Origin of the sequence: Bradyrhizobium sp. 604_D8_N2_3 (assembly GCF_051810765.1) — a bacterium.
GTDB lineage: Bacteria > Pseudomonadota > Alphaproteobacteria > Rhizobiales > Xanthobacteraceae > Bradyrhizobium > Bradyrhizobium barranii.
Window position 1 is genome coordinate 3,081,114 of the sequence record NZ_JBPWPM010000001.1, and the last position, 18,308, is coordinate 3,099,421.

Sequence of the window (18,308 nt, forward strand, 5' to 3'; positions counted from 1 at the left end):
GGCGCCGCTGCACCGATGACGCGCAAGTCCGAGAGTAAGTCGCGAGCCGGGGCCTACGCTTCATCGGTCGGAGCTGCACTCCTGCTCGCCGGTCTCGGCGTCGAGGTTGCGCAGGCGCAGGCGATCATGCGCACGCCGACGATCAGCGTCCCCACGCGCACCCCGACCATCTCTCCCAGCATCGCCGCGCGCGTCAGCCCCGGTGTTGGTGCGCGGGCTGTCGGCGTCGGCCCCGGCCCGCGTTCTATCCCTGCTATCCCGCGTACCACCACCACGGCGCGGATGCGACCGACCCCAGTGCTGCCCTATGCGCGCTATTCGCCGAACCTCTATCCGGCCTGCACCGCCCCCTATCGCGACGCCGACGGCGAATGCCTGGCGCAGCCGGGCGCGGGCGGCGATGGCGCGGGAAAATCGGGCAAGAAGAGCGCCGGGAAGGGGCGGGGCAACAGCACGCCGGCCGCCGTCGACTTGCGCACCTTCGCCAACGAATTCGTGGCCGAGATCGACGGCGCGCTGTCGGCGACTGAAGCCGACGAGCTTGCGCGTCGCCACGGCTTGACGCGTGTCTCATCCGAGAATTTCCCGCTGATCGGGGCGACGTTCGGCCTGTTCCGCATCACGGACGGCAGGCCTTCCGAGACGGTGCGGCGTGAGTTCGCCGCCGACGGCAGCGTGCGCTCGCTCCAGCCGAACTTCCGCTACGTGCTCCAGGATCAGAAATCGTCAGTGCCGACCGAGGGCGATCCCGCGCAATACGCGCTGGCCAGGCTTCGCCTGCCGCAGGCGCATACGCTGGCGCACGGTGCCAACGTGACGGTTGCCGTGATCGACTCCGGCATCGACGCCCAACATCCCGAGCTCGCCCACTCCATCGCCGACAACTTTGATGCGCTCGGCAGCGCCGAGGGCCCGCATGTCCATGGCACCGGCATTGCCGGCGCCATCGTGGCGCATGCCAAGCTGATGGGCAGCGCGCCCGAGGCGCGCATCATCGCCATCCGCGCCTTTGGCGGCTCGACGGGTGGAGCCCAGAGCTCGTCCTACATCGTCCTGCGCTCACTGAATTACGCCGCCGAGCACGGCGCGCAGATCGTCAATATGAGCTTTGCCGGTCCGAAGGATGCCGTGATCGAGCGCGCCATCGCGGCGACCGCCGCCCGCGGGCTGGTGCTGATCGCGGCAGCCGGCAATGCCGGCGCGAAATCGCCGCCGCTCTATCCAGCCGCCAATCCCAACGTGATCGCGGTCAGCGCGACCGACCAGCAGGACAAGCTGTTCTCGGCGTCCAACCGCGGCAATTACATCGCGCTGGCCGCGCCCGGCGTCGACATCTTCCTGCCGGCGCCCGACGGCAAGTACCAGATGACCTCGGGGACCTCGTTCTCGGCCGCCTATATCTCCGGCGTCGCCGCGCTGCTGCTCGAGCGCAATTACACGCTCAAGCCGGAGGCGCTGCGCATGACGCTGGCGAAGACCGCGCGCGACCTCGGCTCACCCGGCCGTGATGATCTGTTCGGCGACGGTGAGGCCGACGCGTTTGCCGCAGTGATGGCCGTTCCCGCCGACAGCGCGACGCCTGTTGCGGCTGCGTCCGGTACAACAAAACGTGAAGATGCCGAGAAGCGTCGCGACGAGCCTGGCATCCGCGCGATCGAACAACCTTCGCTGTCGAGCGCAGACGATAAATCCACGATTTCTCAGGCGGATAGGCCGGCGACGCGATAGCGGCTGCGACAACTTTGCGCGCCGTGCGAGGGCCAAGAAATCGAACGCCGCATTGAACGTTCAGCCGGCTGCCACGACCAAATTATGTGGGAGCGGTCATCCCTCCCCATAAGTCATATCAGGCGCGAGCGCCCATCCACCCCAAGCGCCCATATGGCTCGACCCGTCCGGTTGTCCCCCCGGACGGGTCTTTTCTTTTCAGGCGTCTGATTTCTTGAATCGCTCGGCACGATCAGCTTCTGGTTGAGCGAACGTGGCGGCGCCCCTTGTCGGCGTCCGGGAGTCGCCCCGCAGGCCGGTTATGCTTGTGCGAAGCTTGACTCGAAAACACAGCAATTGTCCGCACGACTACGGTGATTGACGACGACCGGCGTGTCGTTGCTGGACAAGTCAAAACTTTTCCACAAAATATTCATGTCGCGTCTAAATTGATTCGTGTGCGTTGCGTCGCGTCCGTATTTTTCTCCCAACGGGCTGGTTTATGACACATCGCCAAGAGGCTGTTCGCGACGTGGCGCGTGGCCGCGACATTGCGGCACGCTGGTGCGCTCTCGCCGAGCAGCGGCTGGAACATCTCTCCGAAATGTTCGAGACCGGACGCTGGCGCCGCTATCACTCCGAGCTCGCATTCCTCGAAAACATCCAGGAAGCCAAGCGCGCCGTCCAGACCTGGCGCGCGCTCGCGACCGGTAGTGACGTGGCCGCGGCGGCCGCGAGTGTCTCGCCCGTATTCGGCTGGTCGCCGGCGACCATGCCCCGCGTGTTTCCGCGCGACCAGCAGGCCCAGACCGTGCAGCCGAAGGCCGTCCACATCGCCGCGGAGACCGCCGTCCCGGTCAGGCTCGCGCCCAAGCCGGAGGTCCTTGCCGAAATCACCGAAGCCCCGCTCGCGCCGCGAGCGACGCCTGCTACGGTGGCATTGTTCACTGCGCCCGCCGCTGTCGCGCCGCTCAAGGCTCCCGCTGCGCGGGCGCCGCTCACCGCACCCGCCGTGAGGTCGCCGGTTGCCGCGCCTGCCGCAATGGCGGCGTTCACCACGCCTGCCGTGAAGGCGGCGTTCGCCGCACCTGCCGTGAAGGCGCCGCCCGCCACACCTGCTGTAATGGCAACGCTTCTGCCGCAGTTCGCCCCGCCCGCCGCCGAAATTGTCGCCGCTCCCGAGCGCGTCGTCGAATTCACCTTCAGCCTCGACGGCCTGCAAGCGAAGTACCCGCTGCTGAGGAACGCGTTCTAGCGTTTGGGCTCCGGGATGAGGGCGGCAGCTACCGCCGCACCGCATTGCCGCCGACCACCAGCTGCGCAAAGCGCTGTGCGCCGTCGGCCGACAGATCCGACGTCACTGCACGGGCGTGATCGAGCCCAACCACGGCGCCGCGCGGGGTTTCCGAGATCATGTTGTTGTTGACGAGCGCGGTGCCTGCGCCGGACACCACGGAGACGCCGACGCCGGCCAGCGCCTTGCGGATCACATTGCCCGTGATCGCGACGTCGCGCAGATATTTGCCCCAGCCGGCGACGATGCCATAGGACGGCGCGTTCTCGATCACATTGCCGGTCACGGAGCTGTCAGCCTCGATGTAGATGCCCACACCGGCATCGTCGTCGGGGGCGGTGCCGATCGGCCGCTTCGGGATCAGATTGCGGATGATGTTGCCCTGGACCACCGCGATGCGGCCGCCTTCGTTGAAATTGCAGACCGAGACGCCGACGGCGGCACCATCGACCGTGTTGTTGGCGATCATCGCGGCCTCGAACGCGAACTCCGAATAGAGCGCGACCTCGCGCACGTCGCTGACGCTGTTGCCTGATATGTGGATGTTCGACGCCGAATTGCCGCGCACCGCCGAGTAATCGCAGTTCCTGATGCGATTGCCGCGCACGATCACGTTGCCGGCGCGAAACGCGTTGATGGCGTTGCCGTACTGGCCCGAGCCGCCGGGGCCGGCCTTGATGTCCTCGATGCGGTTGTCAGTGACCAGCGTGCCGTCGTCGCCGATTGCGGTGCGCAGGATCTCGATGCCGTTGTCGTTGGTGCCGATGATGGTGTTGCGGGACACGCTGAGGCCCTTGGCGTCGAACGAGACGACTGCCGTCACCGCGATGTTGGTGAAGATGTTGCCCGAGATGTCGCCGGACACCTGCTCGAGCCAGATGCCGCTGCCGCCGGAGCCGGTGATCTCGCAATCGGTGATGCGGACGTCACGCCCGCCGAGGACATGGATCAGTCCGCGCCGCGTCGGCAGCGGGATGCCGCCGCCGTCGAAGATGAGGCCGGTCAGGCCGATCGAGTCCGACCCGTCGCTCTGGATCGCTGCGGCCCCGCCGGTGAAGATGATTTTTGTCGCGCCGCGCACGCCGATCAGCTGGGCGCCATTCGGCAACCGCAGCAATCCGCTGCGGTAGATGCCGGGTGGCAGCGCCAGCGGCATCTGTGCCCGCGCAGCGTCGTCGATGGCGCGCTGGAGCACGCGGGTCTGGTCCTCGCTGCTGCCGGGCCGCACGCCGTATTGCGTGGCATCGCGGCCGAGCAGGGACGTCAGCGGCGCCGCGCGCGCGGCGTCGGCCGGCATGGCGAGGGCGCCCGCGATGCCTGCGGTCGAAGCTCCGATGAGATGACGGCGATTGAGGTCCATGACGCATCCTTCGGCGGACGCGGGAGGTCCGCGACCGACTAGGTAGCGCAGGGTGGCTGGGGCGGTGAGGATTGTTCGCGGTAGGGTTAAATGTTTACCGCAAAGACGGTGCCGTAGGGTGGGCAAAGCGACTTGTCCGCCGTAGCTCGAAGAGCGAAGGCGGAAGCGTGCCCACCATTGTTACACGAATGCGGATGTATGGTGGGCACGGCGCGACGCGCCTTTGCCACCCTACGAAATCTGAGTGTTCCGCTGCTTCCTTGCCAGCCCCACCAGCTCCATCAGCATCGCTTCCCCCGCGTCCACCAGCTCCTCCAGCGTAATCCGGGCTGCGCCCTTGCGCCGCACCGCGCCGCTGCGGGCGAGCAGGGGAATGTGGATGAACGCCGCAAGCTGCGGTCCGCCCGCCCTCACATTCTCGATCGCGCGCCAGCTGAGATAGTTGCAGAGATAGGCGCCGGCATCGCGCGAGGCGCGCGCGTCGATGCCGGTGAGGCGCGCGGCGCGCAGCAGTCTTGCCGTGTGCGGACCGAACGTCATCGCGTCCGCATGGCCGGCGATCCCGCGCTTGCTGGAGCGGGTGTTGGCGGCATCGGGCCAGAGCATGGTGACGGCATTGCGTGCGCGGGTCTCGATGCGGAGGTAAGGCGTACGCGAGGCGAGGCCGAACATCAGCAGCGCGTCGGGCTGTTCCTTCGCGAGCACATCAGGCAATTGCCGGTCGACCGCGGCATAGGTGACCGGGAAGATGTGGCTCGCGAGCGCGACATCGTCGAGCGCCGGACGGCGCAATTGCGCCAGCCGCGCCACCAGTGGCTGGGTCGGGTTATAGGGCGCGCCGGGAAACGGTCCGAAGCCGGTGAGGAGAATGCGGAGCTTTTCGCTCATTGCAGCAACTCCAGAATCTGCTCGGCGGCGAGTGCCGGCGTGAGATGGCCTTCGGCCACCTCAGCCTCGATCTTCCTGACCTTGGTCCGCACCGACGCCTCGCTGCGCAGCCGCGCCAGCATGCGCTGCTCCAGCATCGACCACATCCATTTCACCTGCTGCTCGCGCCGCCGTGCGGCGAAATCACCGGACGCGTTCATCGCCTTGCGGTGATCCAGAACCTTCTGCCAGAGTTTTGCGATCCCGTCGCCGGTCAGCGCCGAATAGGTCTCGACCGGCGGGTGCCAATGCTCGGATCGCGGCGCCAAAATATGCAGCGCGCCGCGATAGTCGGCGGCGGTGATGTTGGCGCGCTTGAGATTGTCGCCGTCGGCCTTGTTGATCGCGATCATGTCGGCGAGCTCGACCAGGCCCTTCTTAATGCCTTGCAGCTCGTCGCCGCCGCCCGGCAGCATCAGCGCGAGGAAGAAGTCGGTCATGTCACAAACTGCGGTCTCGGACTGGCCGATGCCGACGGTCTCGACCAGCACGACGTCGAAGCCGGCGGCCTCGCACAACAGCATGGCCTCGCGCGTCTTGGCGGCGACGCCGCCGAGCGTGCCTGACGATGGCGAGGGACGGATGAAGGCGTCATTGGAGGCCGACAGCCGCGCCATCCGCGTCTTGTCGCCGAGGATCGAGCCGCCGCTGCGCGCCGAGGACGGATCGACCGCGAGTACCGCGACCTTGTTTCCCTGCTCGATGAGATACGTCCCGAGCACGTCGATGGTGGTGGACTTGCCGACGCCGGGCGAGCCGGTGATGCCGACGCGAACCGCCTTGCCGGTGTCGGGCAGCAGCATCTGCACCAGCTCGCGCGCCAGCGCCTGATGGTCGCCGCGCCGGCTTTCCACCAGCGTGATCGCGCGGGCGAGGGCTGCGCGACTGCCGGAGCGCAAGTCGCGGGCGAGGGTTTTGATGTCCAGCGAGGCCTTCTTCTCAGTCATGCCCTGCTTTACAACGCCCCGGCGGGGCAGGCGAGGGCCGCTCGCCCGATATCACCGAGTCGTTGCCGCCGCTGTCTGCACCGGCTTCACCTTGCGCCAGACCCACACCAGCACCGGCCAGAGCAGCGCGCCGATCGCCATGGCGGCGAGGATCGCCGCGACGGGCCGCTCGAAGAACGGCAGGATGCTGCCGTCCGACTTGATCAGCGAGGTCACGAAAGCCTGCTCGACCATGGTGCCCATGACGATGCCGAGCACCATCGCGGCCACCGGATAGCCGTTCGCCTCCATGACATAGCCGATGATGCCGAAGGCGGCGACGGTGACGACGCCGAACATGTTGTTGCCGATCGCGAATGAGCCGACCGCACAGCACAGCATGATGATCGGCATGATGGCGGAGCGCGGTGCCAGCAGGATGTAGGCGGCGATCCGGATCATGGCGATGCCGAGCGGGATCATCAGGATGTTCGCGATGATGAACATCAGATAGATCGCGTACATGCTCGACGCCTTCTCGGTGAACAGCGTCGGGCCGGGATTGAGGCCCTTCATGTAGAGCACGCCGATCGCGATCGCGGCGATGGTGTCGCCGGGGATGCCGAACAGCAGCGAGGGCACCCAGCCCGAGGCGATGCTGGCATTGTTGCTCGCGCCGGCCTCGACCAGGCCCTCGACGTGGCCGGTGCCGAATTTCTCCGGCTCCTTGGAGAAGCGTTTCGACATCGCATAGGAGACCCAGGCGGCCATGTCGGCGCCGGCGCCGGGCAGCACGCCGATGATGATGCCGATGATGTTTCCACGCGTCATCTGCCAGTGATATTTCTTGGTCAGCTTCCACTGGCCGGCCATGATGCTTCCGAATTTTCGCCGCGGCAGCGGCGGCGGCTCGGGCGTCAGCATCGCGCGCATCACCTGCGCCACCGCGAACACGCCGACCAGCGCCGGGATCGGCTCGATGCCGCCGAACAAATCGGTGATGCCGAAGGTGAAGCGCGGCACGCCGCCCGGATTCTCGATACCTATGCAGGACACCAGCAAGCCGAGGAACATGCCCGCGATCGCCTTCACCGGCGAGGAGCGCGCAACCAAAGTGGCGCACATCAGGCCGAGCAGCGCCAGCCAGAAATATTCGAAGGTCGAGAACGAGAGCGCGATCTCGGCGAGCGGCGGCGCCAGGATCATCAGCGACAGCACACCGGCAATGCCGCCGACGGCGGAGAACCAGACGCCGGCCCCCAGCGCCAGCTCAGCCTGGCCCTTGCGCGTCATGGCGTAGGCCTCGTCGGCATAGGCTGCCGAGGCGGGGGTGCCGGGAATGCGCAGCAGCGCGCCGGGGATGTCGCCCGAGAAGATCGCCATCGAGGAGGCTGCGACAATGGTTGCGATCGCCGCGATCGGCGAGAGGTAGAAGGTGACGGGGACGAGCAGGGCGGTCGCCATCGTCGCCGACAGGCCCGGCAGCGAACCGATGACGAGGCCGTACACGGAGGCTGCGAACATCGCGATGATGACCTCCCAGGTGGAGATCAGCGCGAATGCTTCAATGAGGGTCTTGAGCATGGGATCACCAGGGCGTCGGCAACAGGCCAGCGGGGAGCGGCACGCGCAGCAGCTTGCCGAAGATGAGGTGGATGGCGAACGGCGACAGCGCCGCGAGCGGCAGTGCCAGCTTCCACTTCGCCCCGAGCGCGGTCGAGGTGACGTAGACCATGATCGCCGCGGTGATGATGAAGCCGAGCCGGTCGGCGGCGGCGACGTAGAACAGCAGCAGCGCCGGCGGCAGCAGGGCGCGCAGGCCGTAGAGCTTGCCCTGCGGCGGCGGTGCGGCCGCCACCTGGCCGTCCTCGAGCGGGACCAGCTCTTCCTCCTCCTCGAAGGAATGGCCGATGCCGAACACGATCGCGAGCCCGCACAGCGCGAGCCCGATGCCGATCACGAGCGGAAATACGTTGGGGCCGACCGGCTGCCCCGGCACCGGCGGCAGGATCCAGCCGCCATAGGCAGCCGCCGCGCCGAGCACGACGAGAAACGATCCCGTGACGGAGTCGGGAAGACGCATGTGAGAATCCTATGCGAGGTATTCTCCCTCTCCCCGCGCGCGGGGAGAGGGTTGGGGTGAGGGGGGCTCTCCGCGGGGGAGGTGAGAATTGGACTCGTAGAGAGTCCCCCTCACCCGAAACCCGCGCTTCGCGCGAATTCCGGCCTCTCCCCGCAAGCGGGGGGAGGCGATCAGAGCATCGCAGGTCCGGATCACGCCTTGCTCAGGCCGGCGGCCTTCATCGCCTCGCCCATCTGGGCGTCGCCCTTGTCCATGAAGCTTGCGAACTGACCGGCATCGCCCCACACCGTACCGAAGCCGCGGTTGCTCATGAAGTCCTTGAACTCGGCGGAGTCGTAGACCTTCTTCAGCGCTGCGGTGAGCTTCGTTGCGATCTCCGGCGGCAGGTTCTTCGGTGCGCCGATGCCGCGCCAGGCGCCGGTTGCGTAGTCGATGCCCATCGCCTCCTTCAGCGTCGGCACGTCCTTGAAGATCGGGTTGCGCGCCGGCGCCATGATGGCAAGGCTCCTTGCCTTGCCCGCCTCGATGATGGCGCGCGCCTCCGGCACCGAGCACGTCGTGAGGTCGAGGCCGCCGGCGGCGAGATCCTGCATCGCGGGCGCAGCGCCATTCGACGGCACCCAGGCGACCTGGTTGGCGGGCAGGCCCATCGCCTGCATCCAGCCGACCAGCGCGAGATGCCAGATGCCGCCCTGACCGGTGCCCGACGCCTTGAACTTGCCGGGAGGCGCCGCCTTGATGGCTTCGGCGAGCTCCTTGACGGTCTTGTAGGGCGAGGAGGAGGAGACCTGGATGCCGGGCGGGTCCTCGTTCATCAGCGCCAGCGGCGTGTAGCTCTTCGGCGTCAGCTCGGTGAGGCCCTGCCAGTGCATCATCGAGATTTCGACGGTGAGCATGCCGATCGTGTAGCCGTCCGGCTGCGCGGTCGCGATCGCGCTATGGCCGACCACGCCTGAACCGCCGGTGCGGTTGACGACGTTGAAGGGCTGGCCGAGATCCTTTTCCAGGAGGGCTGCGACAATGCGCGCAGTCGCGTCGGTGCCGCCACCGGCGCCCCAGGGCACGATCACGGTGACCGGCCGGGCCGGATACGCCTGTGCGCGTGCGGGTGTGAGACCGAATGCGGCGGATGCGGCAATCGCGGCGGAAGAGGCCGCAAAAGTGCGGCGCGAAATCTTGGACATCAATGCCTCCCAGCGGCGCCCGTGACACCGGGCGCTCTTGTCAATGAAGGCATTCTAGTCGGCTTTGCGGCGCCGCTGCAAGGTAGCGCTACCACAGCGTTGTGAGCAATGTGTCGCTGCTCAAAACATCATCACTGCGGCTCCGCCGCGTCGCCCTTCGGTCGCGCACCGCCGAAGATACGCATGCCTTCCGCCGTGAGATAGGTCTTCAGCGTTTCCCACGTCACGAAGGCGACATATTCGCCCTCGGCGTAGGGGCCGACCGCGTAAGGCGGATAGTGGAAGGTGAGCCCGGAACTCTTGCCCGTTTCGGTTGACGGCGCGAGCGTCACCGCGCCGATCTTGAGCAGGCTCGGCTCGACGCTCTTGAACCACTCGTCGGTCGCGGTCTCGCTGGTGTCGCGCTTCTTCTTCTCGACTCTCAGCGAAGCGATCACGGCCTTCACCATCGCCTTCATAGTTGCCCCGTTGTCGGTGGTCTCGGTGAAGAACGGGCGGATCGAGATGCGCTTGCCCTCGCTCTTGTCCCACAGGATCGTGTTCACGTCCGAGTTGGGATGGGCGCCATGAGTGTCCATGTAGTCGTTGCGCAGGACGCTGACATAGCGATCTGCAACAACGGAGCGGATCGCATATTTGCGCTCGAAATCCCAGCCGCCGTCCTTGAAGAACTGCGGATCTTCCTTGCGCGAGGCGGCGGCCTCGGCCGCGTTCTTGTCGAGCCACTTCCTGCCTTCGGCCAGGCAATCCGCCGCGAGCGCCGCATCCGCCTTGATCCTGTCGTCGAGGAAGACGCGGGCGTCGATGCTCTTGGTCTTGATGATGGCGTCGGGCTTGGGGTCCGCGGCGAGGGCGGAGATCACGCACGTTGCGCTAAGCGCCATGGCGACGCTCAAACCGATCATGAACTTCAATGGGAGTGCTCCTTACGTGAGCGTCAGAATATTTCGAGGATGTGGTCTGCGATCTGCTGCGCAGAGTGGGGGGAGGCGGAGCGCCGGACAGTCGCCTGCGCCTGCAAGCCGGTCGCATCCTCGATGATCTGCTCGACGTCGATCAGGTTGAGCAGCGAGAAAGAGGCCTCCGGTTCGACCTCGACCAGGACATCGATGTCGCTGTGCGGGTGATAATCGTCGCCGTCCCGCGTGCCGAGGATGGCGAGCTTCGAGACGCCCTTGGCTTTGATGGCATCAGCGTTCTGGCGTATCGCAGCGATGACCTCATCACGTGTCATGGAGACAATCCGGCCGGTGATACGGCCAGCGTACCATCTACTCCGCCGCCTCGCTATGCCCGAGCCGGGCATTCAGCTTGCGGATCAGCTCCTCGGCGGCTTCCGCGATCACCGTGCCCGGCGGGAAGATGGCTTCGGCGCCGGCCGCATAGAGCGCGTCGTAATCCTGCGGCGGCACCACGCCGCCGATGATGATCATGATGTCGTCGCGGCCCTGTTTCTTCAGCGCGGCCTTGAGTTCAGGCACTGCGGTGAGATGGGCGGCGGCGAGCGAGGAGACGCCGAGGATGTGCACGTCGTTCTCGACCGCCTGCCGCGCAGCTTCATCGGCAGTTGCAAACAGCGGCCCGATGTCGACGTCGAAGCCGATGTCGGCGAAGGCCGAGGCAATCACCTTCTGGCCGCGGTCGTGGCCATCCTGGCCGATCTTGGCGACCAGGATGCGCGGCCGGCGGCCTTCCGCCTCCTCGAAGGCGTCGATCAGCGCCTGAACCTTCTCGACCTGGTTACCCATGCTGGACGCCTCCCGCTTGTAGACGCCGGTGATGGACCTGATCTCGGCGCGGTGCCGGCCGAACACCTTTTCCATCGCGTCCGAGATTTCGCCGACGGTCGCCTTCGCCCGTGCTGCGTCGATCGCGAGCGCGAGCAGATTGCCGTTGCCTTCGCCGGCCGAGCGCGTCAGCGCGGCAAGCGCCGCGTCGACGTCGGTCTGGTTGCGCTCGGATTTCAGCCGCGTCAGCTTGTCGATCTGGAGGCGGCGGACATTGGTGTTGTCGACCTTGAGGATGTCGATGGGAGCCTCATCCGTCGGCTTGTACTTGTTGACGCCGATCACCGCCTGCTTGCCGGCATCGATCCGGGCTTGCGTCTTGGCCGAGGCCTCCTCGATGCGCAGCTTGGGCACGCCGGCCTCGATCGCCTTGGCCATGCCGCCGAGCTCCTCGACCTCCTGGATGTGGCTCCAGGCCTTCGCCGCGAGGTCGCGCGTCAGCCGCTCGACATAATACGAGCCGCCCCAGGGATCGATGATGCGGGTGGTGCCGCTCTCCTGCTGCAGGAACAGCTGGGTGTTGCGGGCGATGCGGGCCGAGAAGTCGGTCGGCAGCGCTAAGGCCTCGTCGAGCGCGTTGGTGTGCAGCGACTGGGTGTGGCCCTGGGTGGCCGCCATCGCCTCCACCGTCGTGCGCATCACATTGTTGAACACGTCCTGTGCGGTCAAAGACCAGCCCGAAGTCTGGCAATGCGTGCGCAGCGACAGCGAGCGCGGGTCTTTCGGGTTAAAGGGCTTCAGCAGCTTCGCCCAGAGCAGGCGCGCGGCGCGCATCTTGGCGACTTCCATGAAGAAGTTCATGCCGATCGCCCAGAAGAACGACAGGCGCGGCGCGAAGCGGTCGACGTCGAGGCCCGCGGCAAGACCGGCGCGCAGATATTCGACGCCGTCGGCGAGCGTATAGGCGAGCTCGAGGTCCTGCGTCGCGCCGGCCTCCTGCATGTGATAGCCGGAGATCGAGATCGAATTGTATTTCGGCATCTTCGTGGAGGTATAGGCGAAGATGTCCGAAATGATCCGCATCGAGGGCGCGGGCGGATAGATATAGGTGTTGCGCACCATGAACTCTTTCAGAATGTCGTTCTGAATGGTGCCCGAGAGCTTTTCCGGCGGCACGCCCTGTTCGCCGGCGGCGGCGACATAGAGCGCGAGGATCGGCAGCACCGCGCCGTTCATGGTCATCGACACGCTCATCTGGTCGAGCGGAATGCCTGCGAACAGCGTGCGCATGTCGTAGATGGAATCGATGGCAACACCGGCCATGCCGACGTCGCCGCCGACGCGCGGATGGTCGCTGTCATAGCCGCGATGGGTGGCGAGGTCGAAGGCGACCGAGAGGCCCTTCTGTCCGGCCGCGAGGTTGCGGCGGTAGAATGCGTTGGAATCCTCCGCCGTGGAGAAGCCGGCATATTGCCGGACGGTCCAGGGCTGATTGACATACATGGTCGGGTAGGGGCCGCGCAGGTACGGCGCGATGCCCGGATAGGTCTCGAGGAAATCGAGCCCGGCGAGATCGGCCTCGCCATAGGCGGGCTTCACCAGAATGCCCTCGGGCGTCAGCCACGGCTCGGCGCTGCCTGACGGCGCGGCGGTAGCGATGCGCTCGAAGGCGACGTCGGCGAAATCAGGAATGCGGCTCATGGTTTCAACCATATCATTAGACGCTCAATCATGATCCGGATGCTGATGGCTGACGATGGTCGCCATCTTCTCCGGTCCGTAATTCTGTTGCGTGGTCTGGCTCGGCAAATTGGAGATTCCGACCACCCAGCCGAGCCGGGATTCGGATCCGTATTGGCGCGTCGGCACCAGCTGGTCGGGGCGGTCAAAGGCGCCGGTCATGATCTCGATCCGGTCGCCGTCGATGCGGCCAAAGCTCAGCGGCGTGCCGCAGGCGGCGCAATAGCCGCGATCAGCGATCGAGGAGGAGCGGAAGAACGCCGGCTGCCCCTTGCTCCAGGCGAAGTCCGTCCGGTTGATGTCGGCGAAGGACGCGAACGGCGCGCCGCTCGCCTTCTGGCACATACGGCAATGGCAGATCGAAACCCTGTTGGGGGTTGCCGAAATCGCAAAGCGCACCGCGCCGCATTGGCAACCGCCGGTGAAAACTGGTTTGCCCGCCTCGCTCATGCCTGCTCCATCCGTCGGTAGGCGTCTTGCAGTGTCGCAAGCGCATCGCCTCCGGCGAAGACAAAACCCGTGACGCCGGCCGCACGGAGTGCCGCCTCGGCATCGGTCGGACGGCCTGCCAGATAGATATGTCGCGCGCCCGCCGTTTGCAGGGCCTTCGCCGCGGCGTCGGCGTGTTCCGGATAGACCTTGTCGCTGGAACAAAGACAGGCGAGCTCGGCGCCGGAGGCCTTGAATGCGGCGGCCAATTTGGCCGGATCGGCAAAGCCCTCGCTGTCGACGGCCTGGATGCCGCCGGCCTCGAACAAGCTCTTGGCAAAGGTCGCCCGCGCCGTGAAATCGGCGGGCGTGCCGAGATTGGCCAGAAACACCTTTGGCCGCGCACCGCGCGCCTTCAGCGCCGCATCGGATTTGTCGCGCAACGCCTCGAACGGTTCCGCCAGCCGGATCGGCGGCAGCGCATCGAACTTGTATTTCTGCTCGCCGTAGGGAGCGAGCTTGACCGGCGTCGCCGTCAGCACCGCCGTCTCGCGCTCATGCAGGTTGGGAAACTCGCTGGCGCCTGTCAGCACGTCGCGGCGCTTTGCGATGTTGGCGTCGCGGGCCTTTCGCGCGGCCGCGACCTTGCTTTGGAACAGGCCTTGCTGAAGCGCGGCGAAGGCGCCGCCGGCTTTCTCGCTGTCCTGGAACAGCGCCCAGGCGGCGTCGCAAAGCTGCGCCGTCAATGTCTCGATGCCGCCCGCGCCGGCGGCGGGATCGCTGACCTTGGCGAGGTTGCTTTCTTCCAGAAGCAGGGCTTGCGTATTGCGCGCCACGCGCCGCGCGAATGGATCAGGTAGCCCGAGCGCCAGCGTATGCGGCAGCACGGTGATCGCATTGGCGCCGGCGAGCCCGGCCGCGAATGTCGCGATGGTCGCGCGCAGCATGTTCACGTAAGGGTCACGCTGGGTCAGCATGCGCCAGGCCGTATCGGCGGCAATGAACAGCGGCTTCGGCGTCAGCCCGCACGCCGTCTCGATGCGCGCCCACAGCAGCCGCAGTGCGCGGAATTTTGCCATGGTCAAAAACTGGTCGGCATCCGCAGAGAGCCGCGCATAGATCATGTCCTGCGCCTGCTCCAGTGGAACGCCGGCGCCCTCGATCGCGCGCAGATAGGCGACGCCGCAGGCCAGCACGAACGCGAGCTCCTGCACCTCGGAGCCGCCGGCATCGTGGATCACGCGCCCGTCGGCGGACGCGAACGGTCCCTTGAAGCCGAGCGCGGCGAGCCCCTTGATGGCGCCAGTGACGGCCGGAACGATCTCGTCCCATGTGTAGGGGCTGTGACCCCACACCGCGCCGGCCGCAAGCGGATCGAGCCCGAAGCGGATGTTGCAGGCGGCGGGATCGAGGCCGTTGCTCTTCACATATTCCGCGACATGGATCGCCGCCATCCGCGATTGCGGACCGATCTGGAGCTCGATGCCGATGCCGGCATCGAGATGAATATCCTTGAAAACCTTGGCGACCGCATCGGCCGAAGGTTCCAGCCCGAACCCGTGAGCGCCACTGCCGCCGGCGAACACCAGCGCGAGCCCCGTCGCGCCATTTTCGAGATCGGTCAGCGCCTGCGCATTCGCGAGCGCCGCATCGGGATGGTCGATCCGCTGCATGATCTGCCACGGCGCGGCGGCAGGCCGTCCCACCACGGGCGCAACGCCCCGGGCGCGCGGATAGAGAGGGTCGATCTTGAGGCCGTCATAAGTCTTGCCGACCAGCTTCTCGAACGGCGCGCCCTTCAGCACGCCGTCGACCAGCTTGCGCCAGTCGTTGACCGTGGCCTTGGGGAAATCCGCCGCCAGCGGCAGGTCGTCAGTCACGGAGGTCATACGGCCAAGGGCTCCCAAAAATCTTGTTGTTCGCGGGCGAAATTGCCACGGCCGGCCGTCGCTGCAAACGGTTGTTTTTGGTTAACCGGTATCCGGAAGCCGCTCAATGCCTTGCGTCGAGGCGCTGGCAAGCCCGTCACGCACACGAATGCCTGAGATCACGCGGTCGGGCGCGATTTCGGCCAGCGGCACCAGCACGAAGGCGCGCTCGAACAAGCGCGGATGCGGCAAGGTCAGGTCGGGTTTCTGCAAGCTGACATCGTCATAGGCGATCATGTCGAGATCGAGCGTGCGCGGGCCCCATTGCCTCTCCTTGTTCCGTGTGCGGCCGAATTTCTGCTCGACCTTATGCATCACGAACAAGAGCGCATGCGGATCGAGGCTGGTTTCGATCTCGACGCAGGCATTGATGAAGGGATCCTGGTCCTCGTCACCCCAGGGCGGCGTCGCATAGTCCGAGGAGCGCGCGATCAGCGCAGCTTGCGCCATGCCGCAGATGTGCGAGATCGCCTTCCGGAACGTCGCGCGGACATCGCCGACATTGCCGCCGAGTGCGATCAGCACGCTCGCCATCTTACGGATGCCGCGAGCGCGTCAGCATGATGCCGACGTCGTCGAAGATTGCGGCGATCGGCGCATGCGGCTTGTGCACGGTGATCTTCACGGCGCGGATGCGCGGGAAGTGCGACAGGATGGCATCGGCGACCGCGCCGGCCGCTCGCTCCAGCAGCTTGTAATTTGTATTCTTGAACGCCGCCGTCGTGGTCGCCACGACTTCGGCGTAGGACACGGTGTCGGCGAGCCGGTCGCTACGCGACGGCTCCGACAAATCGGTATAGAGCTCGAGATCGATGACGAAGCGCTGGCCGACTTCGGTCTCGTGATCCATCACGCCGTGGCGGGCGTGGATCGACAGGCCGGTGACGAAGATCGTATCGGTCATTGCTTGCTCTCGATTGCATTCGCGACCCGCAGGGCCTGCAAGGTCTCGGCGACGTCATGGGTGCGGATGATCTTGGCGCCGCGCTGTGCGGCGATCAGATGCGCGGCGATCGAGCCGGCGAGCCGTTCCTTCGGCTCCGAGGGCGACACCGAGGCGATGAAGCGCTTGCGCGAAGCGCCGACCAGGATCGGCAGGCCGAACGTGTCGAATTCGCGCAGCCGCGCCAGCGCGGTCATGCTCTGCTCGGCCGTCTTGCCGAAGCCGATGCCGGGATCGAGCACAATCTTGTCGCGCGCGATGCCGGCCTTGGCGGCGATATCGAGCGAGCGCAGGAAGAACGCTTTCATGTCCGCGACGATGTCGATGGCGGAATCGACGGCCTCGCGGTTGTGCATGACGATGACGGGGACGCCGCGCGCGGCGATAAGCTGTGCCATGCCAGTGTCGCGCTGCAGGCCCCAGACGTCGTTGGCGATCGCAGCGCCCTGGTCGAGCGCAAAGGCCACCACCTCAGCCTTCATGCTGTCGATCGACACGGGAACGCCCAACGCCACCACGCCTGACAGCACCGGCTTCAGCCGGGCCAGCTCGTCCGCCGCCGTCACCGGCCGGGCGCCCGTGTAGGGCCGGGTGGACTCGGCACCGATGTCGATGATGTCGACGCCGGCCTCGATCATCGCCCGCACCCGCGCAAGCGCCAGCTCGGGCGCGATGAACTCACCGCCATCGGAGAAGGAATCCGGGGTGACGTTGAGCACGCCCATCACTGCCGGAATCGGCCGCTCCAGCAGCGTCCGCAGCACGTCGGGCCCGGCCGAGCCGGCCGGCGGGACGGATGGGGAGGGCGAGGCATTCATGCGGCCCGCTTTAGCGGTCGGGGAGGGGGGATTCAAGGTGGGATTGGGGGCGAATGTCGATGTGTTCGCGGAGCATCGATCGCCTCCGCTGTCATCGCCCGCGAAAGCGGGCAATCCAGTATTCCGAGGCCGTGCGGTGATATGGAGGAGCCGCTGCGTACTGGATACCCCGCCTTCGCGGGGTATGACACCGAGAGCTAACGCGGCAGGTCGTATGCCGAGGGAGATGCCCTAATACGTAATCTTCGGCGGCAGCTTCTTCGCCTTGGCGATGATGTCGCCGACCGATTTTTCCGAGGGCAGGATGCGGACGAGCTTCTTCTTCACGTTGGCTTCCCGCATGCTCTGGGCCAGCCGTGCCGGATTCCGATAGGCGAGCTCGCGCACGGTGGTGACGCCGGCGGCGCGGACGAGGCCGACCTTGGCCCGGCCCATCCCGGGAATGCGCATGTAGTCGGAGACGTTGGCCCATTCCAGCAACTGCTGCTCGCTGATGCCGGTCTTGGCGGCGAGCGCCTTGCGACCCTTCACGGTCGAGGCCGCCTCGAGCAGCGCGTCGGTCGTGCGGATTCCTTGCGCCTTCAATTTGTTGGCGGCAAAGGCTGGCAGGCCCTCAATCTCGGAGATCGGATATGTCATGATACTCGATATGAAAAGCGTCGCTCAGGCGAACTGGCTGAGGCCCGGCGTCCCCGCGATGATCTTGCCCATCTGATCCGCTCCGATTTTGTCTCGGCCGTAGCGGAAAAGTTCACGGGCAACGTTCTGAATCTCGGACATGCCAAGTCCCAGGCCCATCAGGCGTGTGCCGACGGCCATCAGGCCGCCGCCCATCAGCCGCGACAGTCCGCCGCCGCTCCTGGACGCTTCTATCGCCGCTTCTGCACCGGGAATCTGATCGATCAGCGCTTCGACGTTCTCGGAAGGACCTTCGCTGCGGAGGAAGCCCAGGATAATGCCGACGGTCTTTTCAGCCACAGCACCATCTATGCTGGCGTTCGACGCCAGCCGCCCGATCAGCTCGTCCATAAGGCCCGCCCCTCAGCCGGTTTGCATGCCCGAGTATTGCTTCCGAAATGATCTTGATCCGGAGCGATGTGAAATACAAGCGATGAACGTACGCAAGGTTCCGATTCACTCTCGAAGGCGCGAAAAGTGTTGCAACGATGCAAGAGCGGAGATGGATTCAGCGAAAAATTGCCGCGGTGCGAACGCGTCATTCCTACTTTCGGCTGATGTCGG

General features: G+C 66.1%; 18 protein-coding genes. 2 read left to right on the forward strand and 16 right to left on the reverse strand.

The genetic code is table 11. The annotated features are described in order from the left end of the window. Positions 1-15: 15 nt before the first annotated feature. Both AB7245_RS14615 and AB7245_RS14620 read left to right on the forward strand, forming a co-directional pair. Positions 16-1,728, forward strand: a complete 1,713-nt coding sequence (locus AB7245_RS14615; protein ID WP_085403861.1) for a S8 family serine peptidase — start codon at positions 16-18, stop codon at positions 1,726-1,728. A gap of 481 nt (positions 1,729-2,209) precedes the next feature. Next, entirely contained in the window at positions 2,210-2,962 is a 753-nt protein-coding gene (locus tag AB7245_RS14620; protein ID WP_094184353.1) for a TIGR03809 family protein, read from the forward strand. A 28-nt stretch (positions 2,963-2,990) separates the two neighbouring features. On the opposite strand, the gene AB7245_RS14625 is transcribed toward AB7245_RS14620, so the two are convergent. The 16 genes from AB7245_RS14625 to AB7245_RS14700 all read right to left on the reverse strand — a co-directional run bounded on the left by AB7245_RS14625 (position 2,991) and on the right by AB7245_RS14700 (position 18,095). Continuing rightward, on the reverse strand, positions 2,991-4,361 hold the full coding sequence (locus AB7245_RS14625; RefSeq protein ID WP_063984604.1) for a TIGR03808 family TAT-translocated repetitive protein: 1,371 nt from the start codon (positions 4,359-4,361) through the stop codon (positions 2,991-2,993). 231 nt (positions 4,362-4,592) lie between these two features. Then, positions 4,593-5,249 (reverse strand): pyroglutamyl-peptidase I, encoded by a 657-nt coding sequence (locus AB7245_RS14630; RefSeq protein ID WP_085403860.1) that lies wholly within the window; start codon positions 5,247-5,249, stop codon positions 4,593-4,595. Continuing rightward, positions 5,246-6,235 carry a methylmalonyl Co-A mutase-associated GTPase MeaB gene (meaB, locus tag AB7245_RS14635; RefSeq protein WP_085403859.1) on the reverse strand — a complete coding sequence of 330 codons (990 nt, stop codon included), beginning with the start codon at positions 6,233-6,235 and terminating at the stop codon, positions 5,246-5,248. The genes AB7245_RS14630 and meaB overlap by 4 nt, the downstream gene beginning before the upstream one ends. Before the next feature lie 51 nt (positions 6,236-6,286). Next, complete coding sequence (locus AB7245_RS14640) at positions 6,287-7,798, reverse strand: tripartite tricarboxylate transporter permease (protein ID WP_085403858.1); 1,512 nt, start codon at positions 7,796-7,798, stop codon at positions 6,287-6,289. A 4-nt stretch (positions 7,799-7,802) separates the two neighbouring features. Further along, the gene (locus AB7245_RS14645) at positions 7,803-8,297 is read right to left on the reverse strand and encodes a tripartite tricarboxylate transporter TctB family protein (RefSeq protein ID WP_039151132.1); all 495 of its coding nucleotides are present in this window, start codon (positions 8,295-8,297) and stop codon (positions 7,803-7,805) included. A 191-nt stretch (positions 8,298-8,488) separates the two neighbouring features. Beyond that, positions 8,489-9,481, reverse strand: a complete 993-nt coding sequence (locus tag AB7245_RS14650) for a tripartite tricarboxylate transporter substrate binding protein (RefSeq protein WP_028146998.1) — start codon at positions 9,479-9,481, stop codon at positions 8,489-8,491. 131 nt (positions 9,482-9,612) lie between these two features. Beyond that, complete coding sequence (locus tag AB7245_RS14655) at positions 9,613-10,386, reverse strand: RsiV family protein (RefSeq protein WP_085402697.1); 774 nt, start codon at positions 10,384-10,386, stop codon at positions 9,613-9,615. Positions 10,387-10,418: 32 nt separating this feature from the next. Continuing rightward, positions 10,419-10,715 (reverse strand): nucleotidyltransferase family protein, encoded by a 297-nt coding sequence (locus tag AB7245_RS14660; protein WP_085402698.1) that lies wholly within the window; start codon positions 10,713-10,715, stop codon positions 10,419-10,421. Between the two features lie 37 nt (positions 10,716-10,752). After that, a complete protein-coding gene (gene scpA, locus AB7245_RS14665) occupies positions 10,753-12,909 on the reverse strand; it encodes a methylmalonyl-CoA mutase (RefSeq protein WP_085402784.1) in 2,157 nt (718 codons plus the stop codon). A gap of 24 nt (positions 12,910-12,933) precedes the next feature. Further along, positions 12,934-13,398, reverse strand: coding sequence for a GFA family protein (locus tag AB7245_RS14670; protein ID WP_085402699.1), 465 nt, complete (start codon positions 13,396-13,398; stop codon positions 12,934-12,936). Continuing rightward, positions 13,395-15,266, reverse strand: coding sequence for a methylmalonyl-CoA mutase family protein (locus tag AB7245_RS14675; RefSeq protein WP_085402700.1), 1,872 nt, complete (start codon positions 15,264-15,266; stop codon positions 13,395-13,397). The genes AB7245_RS14670 and AB7245_RS14675 overlap by 4 nt, the downstream gene beginning before the upstream one ends. 81 nt (positions 15,267-15,347) lie before the next feature. Then, on the reverse strand, positions 15,348-15,839 hold the full coding sequence (gene folK, locus AB7245_RS14680) for a 2-amino-4-hydroxy-6-hydroxymethyldihydropteridine diphosphokinase (protein ID WP_085402701.1): 492 nt from the start codon (positions 15,837-15,839) through the stop codon (positions 15,348-15,350). 1 nt (position 15,840) lies between these two features. Next, positions 15,841-16,209: a dihydroneopterin aldolase gene (gene folB, locus AB7245_RS14685; protein ID WP_008553485.1), complete on the reverse strand. Its 369-nt coding sequence runs from the start codon at positions 16,207-16,209 to the stop codon at positions 15,841-15,843. Continuing rightward, positions 16,206-17,066, reverse strand: coding sequence for a dihydropteroate synthase (gene folP / locus AB7245_RS14690; RefSeq protein ID WP_135214856.1), 861 nt, complete (start codon positions 17,064-17,066; stop codon positions 16,206-16,208). Before folP ends, folB begins: the two co-directional genes overlap by 4 nt. Positions 17,067-17,297: 231 nt before the next feature. Beyond that, on the reverse strand, positions 17,298-17,705 hold the full coding sequence (locus AB7245_RS14695; protein ID WP_071915663.1) for a DUF4332 domain-containing protein: 408 nt from the start codon (positions 17,703-17,705) through the stop codon (positions 17,298-17,300). Positions 17,706-17,729: 24 nt separating this feature from the next. Beyond that, positions 17,730-18,095, reverse strand: coding sequence for a hypothetical protein (locus AB7245_RS14700; protein WP_063984593.1), 366 nt, complete (start codon positions 18,093-18,095; stop codon positions 17,730-17,732). Between the last annotated feature and the right edge of the window lie 213 nt (positions 18,096-18,308).